This window comes from Pirellulales bacterium (assembly GCA_036267355.1).
GTDB lineage: Bacteria > Planctomycetota > Planctomycetia > Pirellulales > DATAWG01 > DATAWG01.
In genome coordinates this window covers 26,059-43,577 of sequence record DATAWG010000039.1, presented here as the reverse complement: position 1 = coordinate 43,577, position 17,519 = coordinate 26,059, and the positions used below count along the sequence as shown (strand labels likewise).

General features: G+C 62.1%; 13 protein-coding genes. 2 read left to right on the top strand and 11 right to left on the bottom strand.

The features are described 5' to 3' along the window. Positions 1–251: 251 nt before the first annotated feature. From VHX65_06660 to VHX65_06630, 7 genes are all read right to left on the bottom strand, one after another. Entirely contained in the window at positions 252–3,581 is a 3,330-nt protein-coding gene (locus tag VHX65_06660) for a tetratricopeptide repeat protein (GenBank protein HEX3998212.1), read from the bottom strand. A 380-nt stretch (positions 3,582–3,961) separates the two neighbouring features. Then, the gene (locus VHX65_06655) at positions 3,962–4,936 is read right to left on the bottom strand and encodes a UDP-glucuronic acid decarboxylase family protein (GenBank protein ID HEX3998211.1); all 975 of its coding nucleotides are present in this window, start codon (positions 4,934–4,936) and stop codon (positions 3,962–3,964) included. Positions 4,937–5,092: 156 nt separating this feature from the next. Continuing rightward, positions 5,093–6,151, bottom strand: a complete 1,059-nt coding sequence (gmd, locus tag VHX65_06650) for a GDP-mannose 4,6-dehydratase (protein HEX3998210.1) — start codon at positions 6,149–6,151, stop codon at positions 5,093–5,095. Positions 6,152–6,215: 64 nt separating this feature from the next. Further along, entirely contained in the window at positions 6,216–7,172 is a 957-nt protein-coding gene (locus VHX65_06645; protein ID HEX3998209.1) for a GDP-L-fucose synthase, read from the bottom strand. Between the two features lie 313 nt (positions 7,173–7,485). Then, positions 7,486–8,556: an NAD-dependent epimerase/dehydratase family protein gene (locus VHX65_06640; GenBank protein ID HEX3998208.1), complete on the bottom strand. Its 1,071-nt coding sequence runs from the start codon at positions 8,554–8,556 to the stop codon at positions 7,486–7,488. After that, a complete protein-coding gene (locus VHX65_06635; protein ID HEX3998207.1) occupies positions 8,553–9,239 on the bottom strand; it encodes a transposase in 687 nt (228 codons plus the stop codon). The genes VHX65_06640 and VHX65_06635 overlap by 4 nt, the downstream gene beginning before the upstream one ends. A gap of 106 nt (positions 9,240–9,345) precedes the next feature. Continuing rightward, entirely contained in the window at positions 9,346–10,575 is a 1,230-nt protein-coding gene (locus tag VHX65_06630; protein HEX3998206.1) for an inositol-3-phosphate synthase, read from the bottom strand. Between the two features lie 317 nt (positions 10,576–10,892). On the opposite strand from VHX65_06630, the gene VHX65_06625 reads away from it, so the two are divergent. Together VHX65_06625 and VHX65_06620 are read left to right on the top strand one after the other, a co-directional pair. Further along, entirely contained in the window at positions 10,893–11,165 is a 273-nt protein-coding gene (locus VHX65_06625; protein ID HEX3998205.1) for a hypothetical protein, read from the top strand. A 75-nt stretch (positions 11,166–11,240) separates the two neighbouring features. After that, positions 11,241–12,437 carry a pyridoxal phosphate-dependent aminotransferase gene (locus tag VHX65_06620; GenBank protein HEX3998204.1) on the top strand — a complete coding sequence of 399 codons (1,197 nt, stop codon included), beginning with the start codon at positions 11,241–11,243 and terminating at the stop codon, positions 12,435–12,437. Between the two features lie 94 nt (positions 12,438–12,531). On the opposite strand, the gene VHX65_06615 is transcribed toward VHX65_06620, so the two are convergent. The 4 genes from VHX65_06615 to VHX65_06600 all read right to left on the bottom strand — a co-directional run bounded on the left by VHX65_06615 (position 12,532) and on the right by VHX65_06600 (position 17,327). Further along, positions 12,532–13,092, bottom strand: coding sequence for a hypothetical protein (locus VHX65_06615; GenBank protein ID HEX3998203.1), 561 nt, complete (start codon positions 13,090–13,092; stop codon positions 12,532–12,534). Positions 13,093–13,166: 74 nt separating this feature from the next. Further along, entirely contained in the window at positions 13,167–14,960 is a 1,794-nt protein-coding gene (locus VHX65_06610) for a hypothetical protein (protein ID HEX3998202.1), read from the bottom strand. 458 nt (positions 14,961–15,418) lie between these two features. Next, the gene (locus VHX65_06605; GenBank protein ID HEX3998201.1) at positions 15,419–16,333 is read right to left on the bottom strand and encodes an aldo/keto reductase; all 915 of its coding nucleotides are present in this window, start codon (positions 16,331–16,333) and stop codon (positions 15,419–15,421) included. Between the two features lie 400 nt (positions 16,334–16,733). Then, positions 16,734–17,327, bottom strand: coding sequence for a pyroglutamyl-peptidase I (locus tag VHX65_06600; protein HEX3998200.1), 594 nt, complete (start codon positions 17,325–17,327; stop codon positions 16,734–16,736). Positions 17,328–17,519: the final 192 nt, after the last annotated feature.

Genomic DNA, 17,519 nt, shown 5'->3' with positions numbered 1-17,519 from the left:
GAGGGTCCGGCCGCGGATTTCTGCGCCGTAGATTGCGCTTGCACGCTTGCTGCGAAGGCCAGCAGCAGGACCACGACCCAACCAAACACCCACCGCGAAGCGCGGCCTGGGCGCAAACTATTGTCTGACATGAGTGCCTCTCCAAACTGGTTGCCGGACGTACGCTGCAATTGCACCACAAAATCGCCCTGCACGCGAAGCGTTTTGTTGGCTCGCGTTCCAGTGCGCCGTGGTGCCGTTTTTCGGATCGCTCAACCGCCGATCGCGGCCAGCCGCTGCTTGGCGGCCGCCGCTTTGTCACTATCAGGATAACGGGCGAGCAATTCGTTGTACAACTTTTTAGCCTTGTCGACGCTTTTCAGCACCTCGAAACAGCGGGCTGCTTCGAAGGTGGCATTGGCCTGCCAAACGTGGAACGGCGCCGGCGACTGAGTATCGCCGAAGCCGTAGATCACCTTGTAATAGTTGCGGATCGCTTCCTTGTGGTTTCCCTGGTCGAAGTCGACTTCGCCCATCATGAAACGGGCCCGCGCGCCGACGACGCTTTCGGTTTTCTCGGCGACGGATTCATAAAGCTTCAGCGCTTCGGCCTGATGCTCGAGATTCTGCTCGTCGGAGCCTTCTTCGTAAACGGCCTCGAGCTTATGGGCCGAGTCGGGAAATTCGCTGAGCAGCCGTTTCAACAGGGCGAGAGATTCGTCCCACTTCTTCCCTTGCGCGGCAGCCTGGCCGGCATGGAAGAGGGCCAACTCGACGAACTCAGGCGAGGATGGTTTTGCGGCCTTCGCGGCATGGTTCGCAGAGGGCGGATTCTTGTCGGGCGATTTGGCCGAATTGTCGGCCGGGCTCGTGCCGAGAGCCTTTTCGAATGCCGCCAGAGCCGGCTCGTATTTCTCTTCCTTGAACAGGCTCTCGCCGACCATGAAGGCGGCGTCGGCGGCAAGCGCTCCTTGCGGATACGATTCCAGCTCGGCCGCAAACGCATCGTGTGCCTTGCCATACTGCTGGCTTTGGAAATAGGCCCAACCGAGCTTATGGGCGATCTTTTCGCCCAGTTCACCCTTGGGCGCTTTCGCCAGCCCGGCCGAATAGGCTTCCGCCGCCGCTCTGTAGTCTTTCTTATTGTGATAATCGAATTCGCCGACATTGAACCAGCTTTCGGCCGCCAAGGGGCTATCGCCATGATCCTTGGCCAAGCGAGAAAACGCGTCGGCAGCTTGTTGCTCGGCGCCGGTCGATTTTCGGCTCCAGGCCAACTCGTAGAGCACTTTATCCGCCGACGCATAGTTTGGATCGCCCGCCAAGAGCGAATCGAACGTTGCCGCGGCATCGGCATTTTTCTTCAACCCTTCCTGGGCCAGCCCAAGCACATAAAGAGCATCGCTGCGGGCAGGTGGTTTCGGATCCGATTTCAAATAGGCTTCGATATCCTCGGCCGCCCCGGCGTAGTTTTTCAGTTGCTGCCGGGCCGCGGCTCGGCCGTAATGCGCTCGGGCGGCAAGCGGATCGCCGGCGTGCTTATCGATCAGGGCCGCGAATGATTTTTCTGCCCCGGCCGCGTCGGACCGATTCAACTGCGACCAACCCAGGCCCACGAGCGAAGCGGGGACGAGCGGGCTGTCGGCCGCGTGGTCGAGCACCCATTGATATTCGGCCGCGGCGCCGGCGTTGTCGCCCGCTTCCAAGAGCATTTCGCCAAGGCGGAAGTGGGCCCGATCGAGCAATTTGCTTTGCGGGAAATCGGCGATGAGGCGCTTTAAGTCGCTTTGAGCCCCGGCGTCTTTCGTGGCCGAGCGGGCGATTGCCAGGGCCAACAGGGCTTCGTCGGCCTGCGAGCCGTGCGGTCCGGCGGCGAGCGATTTTTGCAGCGAAAGGGCGGCATCGGAATACTGTTTCAATTCGAGTTGGCTGCTGCCCAACAGAAACAGGGCCTCGGCTTGCCGTTCGGGCGACTTCAATTGCTCGACGGCTGGTTTCAGCAGCGACACGACCTCGGCGTATTTCTTTTCGAAATACAAGGCAAACGCCCGCCGCACGAGCCACGAGCGTGCATCGGGATGGTTCGGAAATTTCTTGATTAGCGCGGCATACGCTTTGTCGGCCTTGGCATATTTGCCCAGCAATAATTGCGATTCGGCGGCAACGAATTGGGCATCGGCCATTGACGCGTGGTCTGGAAAGGCTTTTTCGAATGCCTCGGCGTGGGCCAAGGCGGCGGCATAATCGCCGCTGTCCAGCGCCGCGGAAGCGGAGGTATACAGCGCGGCGGCCGCTTGCGAATTGCTCGGAAAATCCTTGGCGATGCGAGCATAGAGGGCCGCGGATTCGCCGCGGCGGCCCGGCAGGTCGTAAATCGCGTCGGCCTGATCCATCAGTAGATCGACGTGCCGCGGGCTCTTCTCCGCCAACGGCAGCGCCTTTTCCACTGCCGCGAGCGCTTCCGCCGGATGCTTTTCCTTCAACCAACTGCGGGCAATCCAATGCGCCGCTTCGACGGCATCCGGTCCACCGCCGTCGAGCACCTTGCCCAGCCACTTGCGGGCTTCGTTGTAGTTGCCGGCCAGATAATAGCAATTGCCGGCCGCCAGCGTTGCCGCGGCGACATATTGCGACTTCGGAAAAGTTTCCACGAGCGACGCATCCGCCGCAGCCGCCGCGGCATATTTCTTTTGCGAGGCCAACGCCATCCCGTAGCGCAGCGTGGCGTAATCGGCCAGCGGGTATTCCTTCTTGCCCGCGATCGAGGCAAACATCTGCTCGGCATCGGCGAAATGATTCGACACCAACAGTGTGTCGGCCTTGCGAATGTAGACTTCGCTGGCCAGTTCGTTCTGCGGAAATTCCTTGAGAAACGTGTCGAACGTCGCGCCGGCGGCATCTTGCTTGCCGAGTTCGGCCTGTGTCAGTCCAAGGTTGAACAGGGCCCTAGGCCGCAGGGGGCTTTGCGGAAAATCGGAAACCAGTCGGCTCCAAGCCTGCACGGCTTCGTCTTTCTTACCCTCGGCATAGAGCGATTGGCCGCGATAATAGAGGGCGTCGCCCACTTGCGGCGATTTCGGAAACTTGGCGATCACCTGGCCGAACGCGTCGGCCGCCTTGGCATACAGCTCGGTCTTGCCGGTCTGAGCGAGATTGAAATCACACAGGCCAAGGTCGAAATACGCATTGTTCAACTGTTCGAAGTTCGGATATTTCGCAACGACTTTTTCGAATGCCTCGCGGGCCTTGTCGTACTGTTTGTCTTTCTCGCTGAGATAGGAAACGCCGGCGTAAAACTGGGCCTGCGCGGCCAGCGGATCGTCGGGAAATGCCTTGAGGAACTTTTCCCATTCGTCGGCCGCCAAATCGAACGCTTTGCCGGTGTGCAGAGCGCGGGCGCCGTCGAACATCCGCTTGGCATCCTCGGAAGATTGAGCGGCCGGCGTGGCCGACGCATCGGCATTCGGCGGATTCGAAGCCGTCGCACCCGGCGCGGCCGGAGCCGGCTTGGCCGGTTCATCGGCCAGGGCTACTGCAGAGACGCTCGCCGTTGTCGCAAAAACAATAAGCAGACATGCTCGAACCCAATCGCGTGCCGTCATCGCAAATACCTCGTCGCAAAGCGTTGCCTACAATTCCGATCCGTTCCCCCCGCGCGCCCCGTGGATTTTTATTGTAGCTGTGGCATCGGGAGGAAGAAAGGTTTCGCGGCCCGCGTCTGCCGGGCTCTGCGGCACGGCGGACGAGATGGAATTCGGGCCCTGAGGCGGCCAGGCGAGTAGCTTTATCCTTTGCCGCCGCGTCCCTCGCTAACGCTTCGGGCTGGTGTGGCCGCCGCTCGAAGCGACACTAGCCCGAAGCGTCAGCGAGGAAGCGCGATGACAGACGCATTCTTCGCGCGCCGAAAAACGCGGGATGTCCGACAGGCCGCTTCCTTTTGCCGACGGAAACGGCTTGCCTGCTCCTTCATCCGCCGGCGCACTCAATAATTCGGCGTCGGCGCGCGGTAGTTGCTCATATCGATCGTGCGGAACCAATCGATCGTCTTCTTCAAGCCCTCGCGGAGCGGGATCGTCGGCTGCCAGGCGAGCTTTTGCCGCGCCAGCGTAATGTCGGGTTGGCGCATCGTCGGGTCGTCTTCCGGAAGCGGGCGGCGAACCAACTTCGATTTCGAACCGGTCATCTCCAGCACCAACTCGGCCAGTTGCAAAACCGTGAATTCATCGGGATTGCCGAGATTGATCGGCCCGATGCAATCGTCCGGGGCGTTCATCAGGCGGATCAAGCCTTCCACCAAATCGTCGCGATAACAAAACGAACGGGTCTGCGAGCCGTCGCCAAAAATCGTGATCTCCGTGCCGGCAATCGCCTGGCGAATGAAATTCGACACCACCCGGCCGTCGAACGGGTGCATCCGCGGGCCGTAGGTATTGAAAATCCGGGCCACGCGAATGTTCACCCGGTTCATGCGGTGATAGTCCATGAACAGTGCTTCGGCGGCTCGTTTGCCTTCGTCGTAGCAAGCCCGCGGCCCGATCGGATTGACCGACCCGCGATAGGATTCGGGCTGCGGATGGACTTCCGGATCGCCATACACTTCGCTGGTCGAGGCTTGCAGAATCTTCGCCCGGCAGCGCTTGGCCATGCCGAGCATGTTGATCGCGCCGACGATCGACGTTTTCATCGTCTTGATCGGATTGAACTGATAATGGCCGGGCGCGGCGGGGCAAGCGAGGTTGTAGATTTCGTCGACTTCGAGCCAGATCGGCTGAATGAGATCGTGGCGCACGAGTTCGAAATTCGGCAGCCCTAGCAGATGGGCGACGTTCGTCTTTTGGCTCGTGAAGAAATTGTCGATGCAAATGACATCGTGCTTCCCGGCGACCAATCGCTCACAAAGGTGCGAGCCGAGAAAGCCGGCGCCTCCCGTAATTAAAATTCGCTTGAGCGTCGGCACGTGCTGGTCCTACGAGGCCAAGTTCCGGAAGGATGATCGCCAAATTACTGCGCGGAGCAGCACCCAGGATATCCTGCGGCTCGGCGCGAGAGAAGGAGCGATCGCGAAACCGCAAGCGAGAATTGCCGCCGGCATCTCGGGGCGACTCGCTCGCCGCTATGCCGCGCGGCGCCCGGCCAGCAGGCGCTCGTTCCGCGCCAGCGACCAGTCGGCGTCGACCATCAGCCGCACAAGTTCGTCGAACGATGTGCGCGGCTGCCACGAGAGCCGCCGCCGGGCTTTGGACGCTTCGCCCAGCAGAAGATCGACCTCTGCGGGGCGAAGATACCGCGGATCGAGCGAGACGTGGTCTTGCCAATTCAGTCCGACGTGGCGGAAGGCGGCATCGAGGAATTCGCGCACACTGTGCGACTCACCCGTGGCGATCACGTAGTCGTCGGGCTCGTCTTGCTGCAGCATGAGCCACATCGCCTCGACATAATCGCGGGCAAAGCCCCAATCGCGGCAGGCGTCGATATTGCCCAGGAATAGCCGCTGTTGCAAACCCTCGCGGATGCGTGTGGCGGCGCGGGTGATCTTGCGCGTGACGAACGTCTCGCCGCGGCGGGGCGATTCATGGTTGAACAATATCCCGTTCGACACGTGCATTCCATACGCTTCGCGATAGTTCACCCCTTGATAAAAGCCGAACACCTTCGAGCAGGCATAGGGGCTGCGGGGATGAAACGGCGTCGTCTCCTTTTGCGGCGTTTCGCGCACCTTGCCATACATTTCGCTCGACGAGGCTTGATACACCCGCACCGGCCGGCGATCTTGCAATAATCGGGCCGCTTCCAAAATGCGCAAGGTTCCCAGCGCGTCGACATCGGCCGTGAACAGCGGTTGATCGAACGACACGCGCACATGGCTTTGCGCCGCCAGGTTGTAGATCTCGTCGGGCTCGATCGAGAGCACGAGGTTCATCAGGCTCGCGCCGTCGGTGAGATCGCCGTAATGAAGAAACAACCGTGTGGCCGGATCGTGCGGATCGGAATAGAGATGTTCGATCCGCTCGGTGTTAAAGGTGCTCGCCCGGCGGATCAAGCCGTGGACTTCGTATCCCTTGACGAGCAGTAGTTCGGCAAGATAAGAACCGTCTTGCCCGGTGATGCCGGTGACGAACGCACGGCGCGGGGTAGAAGAACGAGCGTCGCGAACCGGCTTCCGATCGTCCATGGCATTTTCCCCCGCAGCCCGCCCCACGTCGCTATCCGCCGGCGCGAGCGGCGGTTTGCTTGTTCTATGCTGCCGCCGCCAAGCCGCGATGGTGCGATTCGTACCAGGCGACGGTCTGACGCAGGCCTTCGGTAAACGGCGTGCTGGCCTCGAAACCGAATTCCTCGCGCGCTCGGCCCACGTCGAGACATCGCCGCGGTTGGCCGTCGGGCTGGCTGGCGTTCCAACGGATTTCGCCCGTGAAGCGGCACAGGCGACAAATCATCTCCGCCAGTTGCCGAATCGTGATCTCGCGGCCGGAGCCGATGTTGACCGGCTCGGGCTTGTCGTAGTTTTCCGTCGCTGCGGCAATTCCGCGGGCCGCATCGCGGACGAATAGAAATTCGCGCGACGCCGAGCCGGTGCCCCAGGCGTCGACAAACGCGGCCCCGGCTTCACGGGCCTCGATCGCCTTGCGAATCAGGGCAGGAATGACGTGGCTCGTTTCGGGATCGAAATTGTCGTGCGGCCCGTACAGGTTCACCGGCATCAGCGTAATCGCATTCATGCCGTATTGCTGGCGGTATGCCTGGGCTTGCACGAGCAGCATTTTTTTCGCCAAGCCGTAAGGAGCGTTGGTTTCCTCGGGATAGCCGTTCCAAAGATCGTCCTCGCGGAATGGCACCGGGGCGTGTTTGGGATAAGCGCAGATCGAGCCGATCAACACCACTTTGGCGACCTTCGCCAGCCGGGCCGCCTCCAAAAGCTGGATGCCCATGATGGCGTTGTCGTGGAAGAACAGGCCCGGGTTGGCCCGATTCGCTCCGATTCCGCCGACGACGGCAGCGAGATGCACGATCACTTCCGGCTTCATGACGCGCATCAACCGGCGAACCCCTTCGCGGCGGCGCAGATCGTATTCGAAACTGCGGGGAACGAAGATCGACGCCGGGCCATATGCGTCCAGCGCCGTGCAAACTTCGCGGCCCAAAAAGCCGGCCCCACCCGTGACGACCACACGTCGTCCGCGTAACAAGCCCATCGGTTCCATCCTGCGGGTTCGTCAAATCTAACTAGCGTTCCCTTCGTAGCAGGCAGACTCCGTATGCCGTCTGCCCTGCTCCGAGCGCAACACACGGTCGTGCGCCAGCGGCACATCAATCATGCCCGCTACCGCCGGGGCATTAGGGTCTTACAACCGGCCGATTTCGGCAAGCCCAATTTGGCGGCGTATAGAGACGCTAGCGTGGCGCCAGCGGCGCCGCGCCGCATGCCACGCGCCAAACCACAAGCGAGCTAGCTCGGCCGTTTGGAGTCGAAGCTCGCTTGCGAATTCGGGCGTCGCCGCCGGCCGCTCAGTCGCCGAAATCCAACGGCAAAATCATCTCGCGATTTTCCCGATACCACTCCGCCGTGCGGCGAAGGCCCTCTTCCAAAGAAACCTGCGGCCGCCAGTCGAGAAGCCGGTTGGCTTTTTCGACGTTCGCCCAAGTTGCCGGCACATCGGCCGGATGCGCCGGCGCGTAGCGGATCTCCGGCCGCCGGCCAACCAACTCGGCAATCTGCTCGATCGCATAGTCCAAACGAATCGGCCGGTCGCCGCCTAGATTTATCACCTCGAACCCCAGCGGCCGCAGGGCCGCGACGGTGCCCCGGGCAATGTCGTCGATATAGCTGAAATCGCGCTGCTGGCTGCCATCGCCAAACACCGTGATTGGCTGGCCTTCGGCAATCATGCGCATGAAGCGGAAGACGCTCATATCCGGCCGACCGGCCGGCCCATACACCGTGAAATACCGCAGCACGCTCACATCGATGCCGTGCAAATGATGGTACGTGTACGAGATCGCCTCCGCCGCCTTTTTCGACGCGGCATAGGGCGAAAGCGGCCGGTTGGTGTCGGCGTCTTCGGCAAAGGGGATCGGATTCTGCCCGCCGTAGAGACTTGATGTCGACGACAGCACGAACTTCGGAACGCCGAATCGGCGGCACATTTCGAGCAGATTCAGCGTTCCATCGGCATTGGTTTGAAAGTAAACCCACGGATCGGCCACCGATGGCCGAACGCCCGCGCGGGCGGCCAGATTCAGCGCCGCTGCAAAGGGGCCGGCAGATACGCTTTGCGGTTCAGCAGCGTCCTTCGCACGCTTGCCGGTTTCGCGCGTCGCCGTATTCTCCGCCGCGGCAAACACCCGTTCGAGCGCCGCGATATCCCCGATATCAACCCGCTCGAGCCGAAACCGGGGCCACGCCGCCAACTGCGCGAGCCGCCACTGCTTCAGCCGCGGATCATAGGCCGAGTTAACGTTGTCGACGCCGACAACGTCGTGCCCTGCCTCAAGCAGCAGCCGGCTCACCTGCGAGCCAATAAATCCCGCAGCGCCGGTGACCAAATAGCGCTGCGAATTAAAGGGGACGGGAGTCATTTTTTACGCGGTTCGGAAGGCACGCCGGCAATCTGCTTCTTGGGACGGCCGCGAGGGCGAAAGGTGTGTGCCAGCCCGAGTTGGCCGGTCACCTTCGCGGTCCACCGCTCGCCGCCGAACGGCTGGCCACGATTCACCGCTCGGCGAATCGCATCGAGTTCTGCCTTCGATTGGGGCGCGTTCACGTGGCGGATCCAATCATCGCCCAAGGGAGCCGGCGGCTCGGCAAGCAGATTTCTTTCGGCCTCGGTTCCTGACACGCGGCGATGCAAACTGCCCCATCGCCATTTTTCCGCCCGGCGGACCAAACCCGCGCGCAGCGGGTTACGCTCGACATATCGCAGGACGCCGAGCAAGTGTTCGTCGGCAGCCACGGGAAAGGATTTGAAACGGCCTTGGTAGACGTGCCCCATGCCGCTCGTGTTATGATGGGCCCGCCAGCGCTGGGCGTGCGTGACCGTTAGCCAGCGGAAGAATTCCGACACCTCTTGGCCGCGATCGCGCCGCGGCCAGACCACGAAATGCCAATGATTGCCCATCACGACATATCCCAAGATCCGCAGCGGCACGTGCTCGTGCGCTGCTTCGACGATTTGGTCGAAAGCGGCGAAGTCGGCGTCTTTCCTAAACAGCCGCAGCCTGCCATTGGCCCGGTTCAGCACATGGTAGGCGTATCCGCCCACGATAGTTCTCGCACGTCGAGGCATTCAAGTAGCGTACTGCAACCGCGTGGGACAGTCAATAATGACTCCCGTCCCCTTTAATTCCTCTTTAATGGCGCCACATGCATCAACCGGCGCTTTTGCTGCGGGGGGTTGGTTTGGCGGCGGTTTCGGCGGTCCAGGCTTGGAGGGCTTGGAATTGGACGGCGAAATCGTGTTCGCTCGTTCCCAGCGGGCTCTTGAAGAATGAAGCCAGAAATTTCATGACGCCCACGTCGCCGCGGCGCCATGCGCGCTCCGCGAAGCGGACCAGATCGAGCACCAGCGGGGCGGCCAGCAGCGAATCGCAGCCTTGCCAGATGAATTGCAGCGTCATCGGGGTGCCCAAGAAACCGCGGAAATGGATGTGGTCCCAGGCCGTCTTCCAATCGCCGAGGCTCTCGATGTATTCGATCGACACCAGCGTCTGCGGCGGATAGCCGAGGATCTGGCCCAGCAGCCGGTCTTTGCTCGTGACCTTGCTCTTCTTGTTCGTCGGGTCGTCGAGCACCTTGCCGTCCATGTTGCCGAAGATGTTGTGGCCGACCCAGCTCATCACTTCCAGATTGCGATGGGCAAACATCGGGGCCAGAACGCTTTTCATCAGCGTTTCGCCCGTTTTGCCATCGTAGCCCATGTGGCGCGTGCCGCGCTCGATGGCCAGTTCTTGAATCGCCGGCGGCGTGGCGCCTGTGGAGGGCGTGAAATTGATGAACGTGGCCCCTAAATCGAGCGCCGCAATGGCGTAGAGCGAACTGGCCGAGAGCGGGCACTTTCTAGGCTGATCGAGCAGTTTATCAAGCTGCGACCAGCGCTCGGGAATCGTCGACGCATCGACGGGCGGCTCGGTCGACGCAACGTAGACCACGATCAGATGGGCCAGCTTTTCGCGGCGGCGGAACGAATCCATGTCGTCCTGCAGCCGCTTGATCGCCTCGCGGGGCGTCTCGCGCCGCGACTGCACGGCCGGCTCGGCGAATTTGGAAATCGTCGGGCCGACGTTGTGGATCGTGCCCGGCCGAAGGTTCTTTTCGATCTTGTCGAGGTCTGGCTTACACTTGTGCAGGATTTCGGCCGAGATGGCTCGGCTTTCAGTGTGCATCCGCATCGCTTCGTCGAACAGGCGGCCGGCGCGAATATCGTGCCCGCCGACGATGAGGTCTTTCCAATCCAACAATTCGAGCGATTGGAACTGCGGCAGGGCGCTGACCAAGCCCGTCTCGCTCATCAGGCCTTTTTTCAGGGCCACGAGGCCAGTGAGAGCAGTCGTGGCAACTCCGCCTTTGGCGCCGATCAACCAGAGTCCGATTCGAGGCATGGGGGGGAAGGCTTGAGGCTGTAGGCTTGAGGGACGAAGCAGGAACCGCTGTCGGGGAGGGAAATCTAGCGGCGGTAGCGAAGCGGGATTCGTGTCGGCGCGTCGGCGAGAAAGAAGCGGTTGTATGAGGGCAAATGCACCGCGTTTCCCTGCGGACCCTTGGACGCGAACACGGAAGAAACTATGATTGTCGTTTGATTAGAGAACTCCGTCAAGCGGCTTGATTTTTCGCCACGGCTTCGAGCGCGCGGCCGCGCCCATCGGCCAGGACGGACCGCTGATCTCCTAGGCGATTAGCTGTCCGCTAGAATGCGAACATGTCCGACCCCTACTCCTCCCCCGAACCGTTGAAGCCACGCCGCCGGTGGTATCAATTTAGCGTGGAGGGGTTGCTCGTGATCCTCGCGATTCTTGCGGCTTGCGCCGGCACGTACTATCGAGCCACTCGACCAACCCGCGACGACGAACAGAGGGCTAAGGTTGTCGAGAAACTCAAAGCGCTCGGCGATGCGCTGCAGAAGCATGAGGATGCTTATAAGAAGTTTCCGAAGGTGCTTGAGGAGAAGCCCGCAAATAATCCGGCCAGCTAGTAACATGGCTCCCAGCCGCCACCGATCTCCTTCGTTTCTTTAGTATTTACGCTCTCAGCCGACAGGCTGCTGCCTATGCCCGCGATCTCTCGAATTCTGCAAGCGCTCGAACCCTCCGCTACGCTAGCCATGGCTGCCAAGGCCAAGGAACTTGCCAAGGGCGGCAAGAAGGTTGTCGATTTCAGCGTCGGCGAGCCCGATTTCACCACGCCGCAGCACATCTGCGACGCGGCCACCGCCGCCATGCGCGCCGGCCATACGCACTACACCGCCGCCAGCGGGATCATCGAGTTGAAACAAGCCGTGGCTGCGGCCTATGGCAAACGGCACCGCTTGACCTACGCGCCCGATCAAGTGGTGATCTCCAACGGCGCGAAGCATTCGCTGCACAATGTTTTCACCGCGCTTTGCAATCCGGGCGACGAAGTCATCATTCCGGCCCCGTATTGGGTCAGCTATGCCGAACTGGTGAAATTGACCGGCGCGACGCCGAAGATCATCCCGACGCGCGAAGAAGACGATTTCAAGCTCACGCCCAGCCAATTGCGAGCCGCGCTGTCGCCGCGAGCCACCATTTTGCTACTTTGCTCGCCCAGCAACCCGACCGGCAGCGTCTATACGCCGGAGGAATTGGCGGCGCTGGCGGATATCGTGCTCGAGCGGAATCTGCTCGTGGTCAGCGACGAGATTTACGAACGGCTGATTTACGCGCCGCACCGCTTCGCCAGTTTTCCGACGGTTCGCCCGGGCTTGCAAGAGCGCACGATCGTCGTCAACGGCGTGAGCAAGGCATACGCGATGACGGGTTGGCGAATCGGCTGGACGCTGTCGCCGAAGAATGTCGCAGTGGCGATGGCCGATTTGCAGAGCCAAGAGACGTCGAACCCTTCGAGCATCAGCCAATACGCCGCGTTGGCGGCCGTGGAAGGACCGCAGGAATGCGTCGAACGGATGCTCGCGGAGTTTGCCAAACGGCGCGAATTCGTGGCGGGGCGGATTCGCGAGATTCCGGGCCTGCACTGCACGGAGATGGCTGGAGCTTTTTATGCGTTTGTCAATATTCGCGAACATCTCGGCCGCAGCTACGTGGGCAAGCGGATCGAGAATTCGGCCGAGTGGTGTTTGGCGCTGTTGGAGCAGCAGAATGTCGCCACGGTGATGGGATCGGCGTTCGGCGCGGAAGGCTACGCGCGGATTTCGTTTGCCACGAGCATGGAGAATTTGCGCGAGGGGTTTGCGCGGATTGAAGGGTTTGTGCGCGGCGCGGAGTGAGCGCTGCGAACCCAGGGAAGGCCGAGGGTGGCGGTTGGGCAGTTGAAGATCTTGGGCGGCCTTCCCTGGGCTTGGCACCCCAGTGGAGAGGCGGTTAGCGGGTGTAGCCGGCTTGTTGGACGCCGTAGTAGACGGGGGCGCCTGGCGCCGGGGGCATGGGCTGTCGCATCTGCGACATTTGCTGCGGGGCGGGCGCGGTGCTGATCGAAACGGTGTCGATCATCCAGCCGCCGCCGACGTGTTGAAATGCCAGGCGAAACTGGATTTGCATCGGTTGCGTCGGGAAGTAGCCCACCAGCAGCAGTTCGCCCGCTTGGTCGATTCCCGGCCGCTGGGTGTAGACGGGTTGCAGCACGAGAATCGGACTGAGATCGAATTTCTGGTCGCGAAGTTTCTGGAAGATCGTGGCCAACTGGGCGGCGGAATTCCGCTCGCGGAAGCTCGGCGCGCCGAGATCGCGGAGCACGGTGTAATTGCCGGTCAAATTGCCGTGGTTCACGGCGGTGATGGCGTTCTTGACCAGCATCTCTTGCACGTCGAGCTGTCCATCGCGGCGCGGCGCTTGAGCGTCGACAGCGCTTGGAAGGAGCCAAATTCCAGCGGCCACAACCGCTGCCGCCGACCACGCTCGCCACACCGCTTTCATTGTCGTCATCGCCGATTCCTTTCATCGCGTCGCTCCCACGCTTCGCGGCGTGGCAACGACGATTGCGCTCCCCTGCGATCCAATTACCACGAATAAGCCAAACCGGCGCGGCCGCCGACGGTGCCTTCGTTGCACCCGACGCCCACGCTGCCGTTGAAATACAGGCTGTCGTAGAGCCGGGCCGTGCCCGAGGCGGCGACGGCATTGAGGCCCTCGAACGTGCCCCAGTTCACCGCGACGCCGAAATTTTGGCCTGGCGGCAAGCTGCCGACGCCGCTGCCCATCGCGATTGCCACGCCCACGCCCTGCGTGTTCTTCTTCACATCTTGCTGCAAGCTCTGGAAGGCCGGCGAGCTGGCGACGATCGTGCTCGCGCTCTCCGTGGCCAAGTTGCCGCTGGCATCGGACGTGACCAATTGGGTGGCGCCGGTTTGGGCGGCGGCGCTGGCGGCCGAGGTGATACCGGGAGCGGTGTAGGTGTTGGCGGCGGTGCCGAACACCATCTGGTTGGCCCGCGTGGTGGCGGCGCCTTGGCCGATGGCCGTCGAATTCGCGAAGGCGGCCACGGCGCTGTCGCCCAAAGCCGTGCTATTGGTTGCGCTTGCCGAACTGGCGTATCCGATTGCGGTGCTGTCGGTTCCGGCGGCCGACGCGGTCTGGCCGAATGCCGAGCCGTTGGGTCCCGCGGCGGTGCTGGCCTGGCCGTATGCCGAGCTATTGGCGCCGCTGGCGGTGCTTCCCTGGCCGGCCGCGGTGCTATTGGTGCCGCTAGCCACGCTGGTGTCGCCCAGCGCGGTGCTGTTCGTGTTGCTGGCCGAAGCGATATAACCGACAGCCGTGCTGTCGGTGCCGGCGGCCGAACTACCCTGGCCGAACGCCGAGCCGTTGCCTCCAGCGGCGGTGCTGGCCTGGCCGAACGCCGAGCCGTTCGCTCCGCTTGCCACGCTGGTGTCGCCGACCGCGGTGCTATTCGTGTTGCTGGCCGACGCGATATAACCGATCGCCGTGCTATCCATGCCGGCGGCCGAGCTTGCCTGACCAAACGCGGAGCCGTTTGCTCCAGCGGCGGTGCTCGCTTGGCCATAGGCCGAAGTATTCGAGTTGCTCGCGGTGCTGCCTTGGCCGGTGGCCGTGCTATTGGTGCCGCTGGCGACGCTGGTGTCGCCGAGGGCAGTGCTGTTGGTGTTGCTGGCCGAGGCGATGTAACCGATCGCCGTGCTATCCATGCCGGCGGCCGAACTGGCTTGGCCGAATGCGGAGCCATTGGCCCCCGCGGCACTGCTGGCCTGACCGAACGCCGAGCCGTTCGCGCCGGCGGTGCTGCCCTGGCCGAATACCGACGCATTGGCTCCCGTGGCACTGCTTCCCTGGCCGAACACGGCCGCATTGTTGTTCGTGTTGTCGGTTGCGGCTTGGCCGTATACCGAGCTGCTGCTGCCTGCGGCGGTGCTTCCTTGGCCGGTGGCGGTGCTATTGGTGCCGCTGGCCGTGCTGGTGTCGCCGAGCGCGGTGGTATTGGTGTTCGAGGCGGTGCTGGTAAAGCCATAAGCCGAGCTATCGGCGCCGGTCGCCGAACTGGCCTGACCAGTGGCCGTGCTATTCGAGCCGCTGGCCAAGCTTAGCTGGCCGACGGCGGTGCTATTGGTGTTGCTGGCGATCGAGGTATCGCCGAGGGCTGTGCTGCTGATGCCGCCTGCTGTGCTGGTGAAACCGACGGCAGTGCTGTCGCTGCCCGCAGAGGTGCTGCCAAAGCCAAGGGCGGTGCTAAAGTTCCCGCTCGCGGTGGCGGTGAAGCCTGCCGCCATCGCGTTTGTGCCTGCGGCCGTGGCTCCGTCGGCGGTTTGGGTGACGAAGTCTTCGCCGAGAAACTGTGCCATCGCCGAACGCGGAGCCGTTGCAAGTCCAATCGCGGTGACGGCGACCGCCAAAACGGATGGCGCGATTCGCAATTGGGCAATTCGTCTGTCGGAACACTTTTTTCGCATTTTTCATCCCCCCAAGAAACCGGCTCGCCTCTGGTGCATCGCCGGCAAATTGAACCGACGGCGCTTGGGCCCTATCGCTTTTCCCAGGTTCCCCCCTGAGAGCGGCCGCGCGAGTCTACTAATGCTCTATCGGCACCGATTTTGCCGAATGTGACGGAAATTTCGGTCAGGCCGACTTTCCTCACGGGGTAAGGCGATAGGATCGCAACGCTTGTATGGCCCGAAGATCGTGGGCCAGGAGAAGTTGGCAGCGGATGATTGCACTGCCAGCGTGCCGCCTCGAATTCGGCGGGAAATCGCCCAAGCTCTGCGGTTCACCCGCACTGCACGGCTCGTGCAGCCACGTGCGGCTACACTTGCCCGATCCAATTCGATTCGGCGCACTCGTGCCAACGGGCGCGGATTGGCTCGAATTGATCTTTGGGCAATAGTCCGGCTTCGAGCAATGCCGCGTTTTCGCGCCACCGGCCCGGATGCTTTGTGCCGACGATCGCCGTGCAAACTCCCGGCACGCTTAGCGTAAACCTTAGCGCGATGGCTGCCGCTTGCCGAGCGTCGCCGCTCGCAAAATCATATTTCAACTTTTGCGCTCGGTCCCAATAGGGTTGATGATAGGTGTTGTCGGGCCGGCTCGGATATCGCCAGACGGCATTGCCGATCGGCCGTTTGGCGATCACGCCCATCTGCCGCTCTCGGGCCAGCGGCAATGTCAGTTCGATCGATTGTTGATCGAAGACGCTGAGCGATGTTTGCAGCGAATCGAACGCACCGCATTCGACGGCATACTTCGCCGCCTGGGCGTCGCCGCTATAGCCGAGGTAGCGCGTGTAGCCCTTTTCGCGAGCCTTCTGCAACGCCGCGATCACGTCTCCCTTGCGCAGCTCGGCCTCCGAGCAGCTATGCAGGTGCACAAGATCGACTCGATCGGTGTGCAGCCGCTTCAAGCTTCGCTCGATGCTCTGCAAAAGCGACTCGGGGCGCCAATCGCCGACGCCTGGCGATTCTGGATGCCCACATTTCGTGAACAGATGAAATTCGTCGCGCCGGCTGCCCACGGCGTTGCCGATCAACTCTTCGCTATTCATGTAGCACTCGGCCGTGTCGATCACATTCAGCCCGGCGTCGAGTGCGTCGCTGAGCAAGCGGCCGACGGTGTCGGGGGTCGCTTCCTCGAACCCGATCTCGGCCCCGCCGAAACCGAGCACGCTCACCTGCATATCGGTCTTGCCGTATTGCCGCTTTTCCATGATGAAGGCTCCATTCATTGGCTTGAAGGGAATTGATTGGCTCGAATCGACCAACTTGGCTCTGTCTGAAAAATCGCCCCGCCGACCCACTAGCCCGAAGCGTTAGCGAGGGAGGCCCGCAACTGCGGCATCGTCTCGCTAGCTGACAGCCGCACGAAAACCGGCTGGACCATTACGCTCGGCCGAAAAATAACTTCTCCACAGACCCCTTTCCCCCTGCGGGAAAGGGCAGGAGGGGGGGTTCGAAAGGCGAAAGTTATTTTTCGGCCGAGCCTTAGCGAGGACCATCCGCTACGGAGCGCATCCTCGCTGACGCTTCGGGCTAGTGTTTTGCGCCATAGCCTAGCCTTGCCGGCGCCTCTCGAATCGTCGAGCGCCGCAGCCGGAGAGTCAAGCCTGTAAATCGCATGCGTCGCCGTCACGCGAGCTCGCCCAAAATCAGTCGGAGTGCCGCAGCCGACAGTGCCGCCGGAAACGATGCGGCGCCGTGCGGCTCGCTGACCACTTGCGATGTGTCGAGCGGCAAATGCACGAACGCGGCCCGCGTGTTCAGGCCCATCCGTTCCGTCAGATAACAACTCCAATAGAGCGTCGCGTTGCACAAATACGTGCCGGCGTGATACGACACCTGGGCCGGTATGCCGGCGGCGCGCAGCTTCACGGCCCAATCCCCCAGCGGCAACGGGCTGCGGTAGGCCACGGGCCCGTCGTCGGCGAGCGCGCGATATTGGTCCGGCGCTTCGGTGCTCGAACCGCCGACATTGATCCCAATCGCCTCGAGCTGCACGCGGCTGGAGCCGGGCGCCTGGCCAAGATGGATCGCGTAGTCGAATCCCGTGGCCAGATCGTCGCCGAGTCGCTGCTTGACGGTGCTGAAATCGACCGGATAGAGCCGTGTGACGATTTTCGGCCGGGCCGGGAGATTCTGCGTCAATTGCACGAGCGCAAGCCAACTGGCGTTGGTCTTCCAACGGTCGTATGGCTCGAACGCGGTGATCAGCACTGTTTTCATGGTTTCACCGCCACAGAAAAATCAACGTCGGCATTTGAAATTCGGGGTGCCATCCCCACGGCTCGGCGTCGGCATGTTTTTGATTCGTCTTACCGGCGGCTAGCCGCCGGTGCCGCATGCCCACGCACGGCCTTGGGCATGGCACCCATTCCGGAAGTTGCCGCGATTGTTTTCCGATCCATGCTTACACTC

Bases quoted from the DNA above. Each gene is read 5' to 3' on its own strand.
- VHX65_06660 (HEX3998212.1), bottom strand. From the start codon at position 3,581: ATGACGGCACGCGATTGGGTTCGAGCATGTCTGCTTATTGTTTTTGCG.
- gmd (HEX3998210.1), bottom strand. From the start codon at position 6,151: ATGGACGATCGGAAGCCGGTTCGCGACGCTCGTTCTTCTACCCCGCGC.
- VHX65_06645 (HEX3998209.1), bottom strand. From the start codon at position 7,172: ATGGGCTTGTTACGCGGACGACGTGTGGTCGTCACGGGTGGGGCCGGC.
- VHX65_06640 (HEX3998208.1), bottom strand. From the start codon at position 8,556: ATGACTCCCGTCCCCTTTAATTCGCAGCGCTATTTGGTCACCGGCGCT.
- VHX65_06630 (HEX3998206.1), bottom strand. From the start codon at position 10,575: ATGCCTCGAATCGGACTCTGGTTGATCGGCGCCAAAGGCGGAGTTGCC.
- VHX65_06625 (HEX3998205.1), top strand. From the start codon at position 10,893: ATGTCCGACCCCTACTCCTCCCCCGAACCGTTGAAGCCACGCCGCCGG.
- VHX65_06620 (HEX3998204.1), top strand. From the start codon at position 11,241: ATGCCCGCGATCTCTCGAATTCTGCAAGCGCTCGAACCCTCCGCTACG.
- VHX65_06615 (HEX3998203.1), bottom strand. From the start codon at position 13,092: ATGACGACAATGAAAGCGGTGTGGCGAGCGTGGTCGGCGGCAGCGGTT.
- VHX65_06610 (HEX3998202.1), bottom strand. From the start codon at position 14,960: ATGGCACAGTTTCTCGGCGAAGACTTCGTCACCCAAACCGCCGACGGA.
- VHX65_06605 (HEX3998201.1), bottom strand. From the start codon at position 16,333: ATGAATGGAGCCTTCATCATGGAAAAGCGGCAATACGGCAAGACCGAT.
- VHX65_06600 (HEX3998200.1), bottom strand. From the start codon at position 17,327: ATGAAAACAGTGCTGATCACCGCGTTCGAGCCATACGACCGTTGGAAG.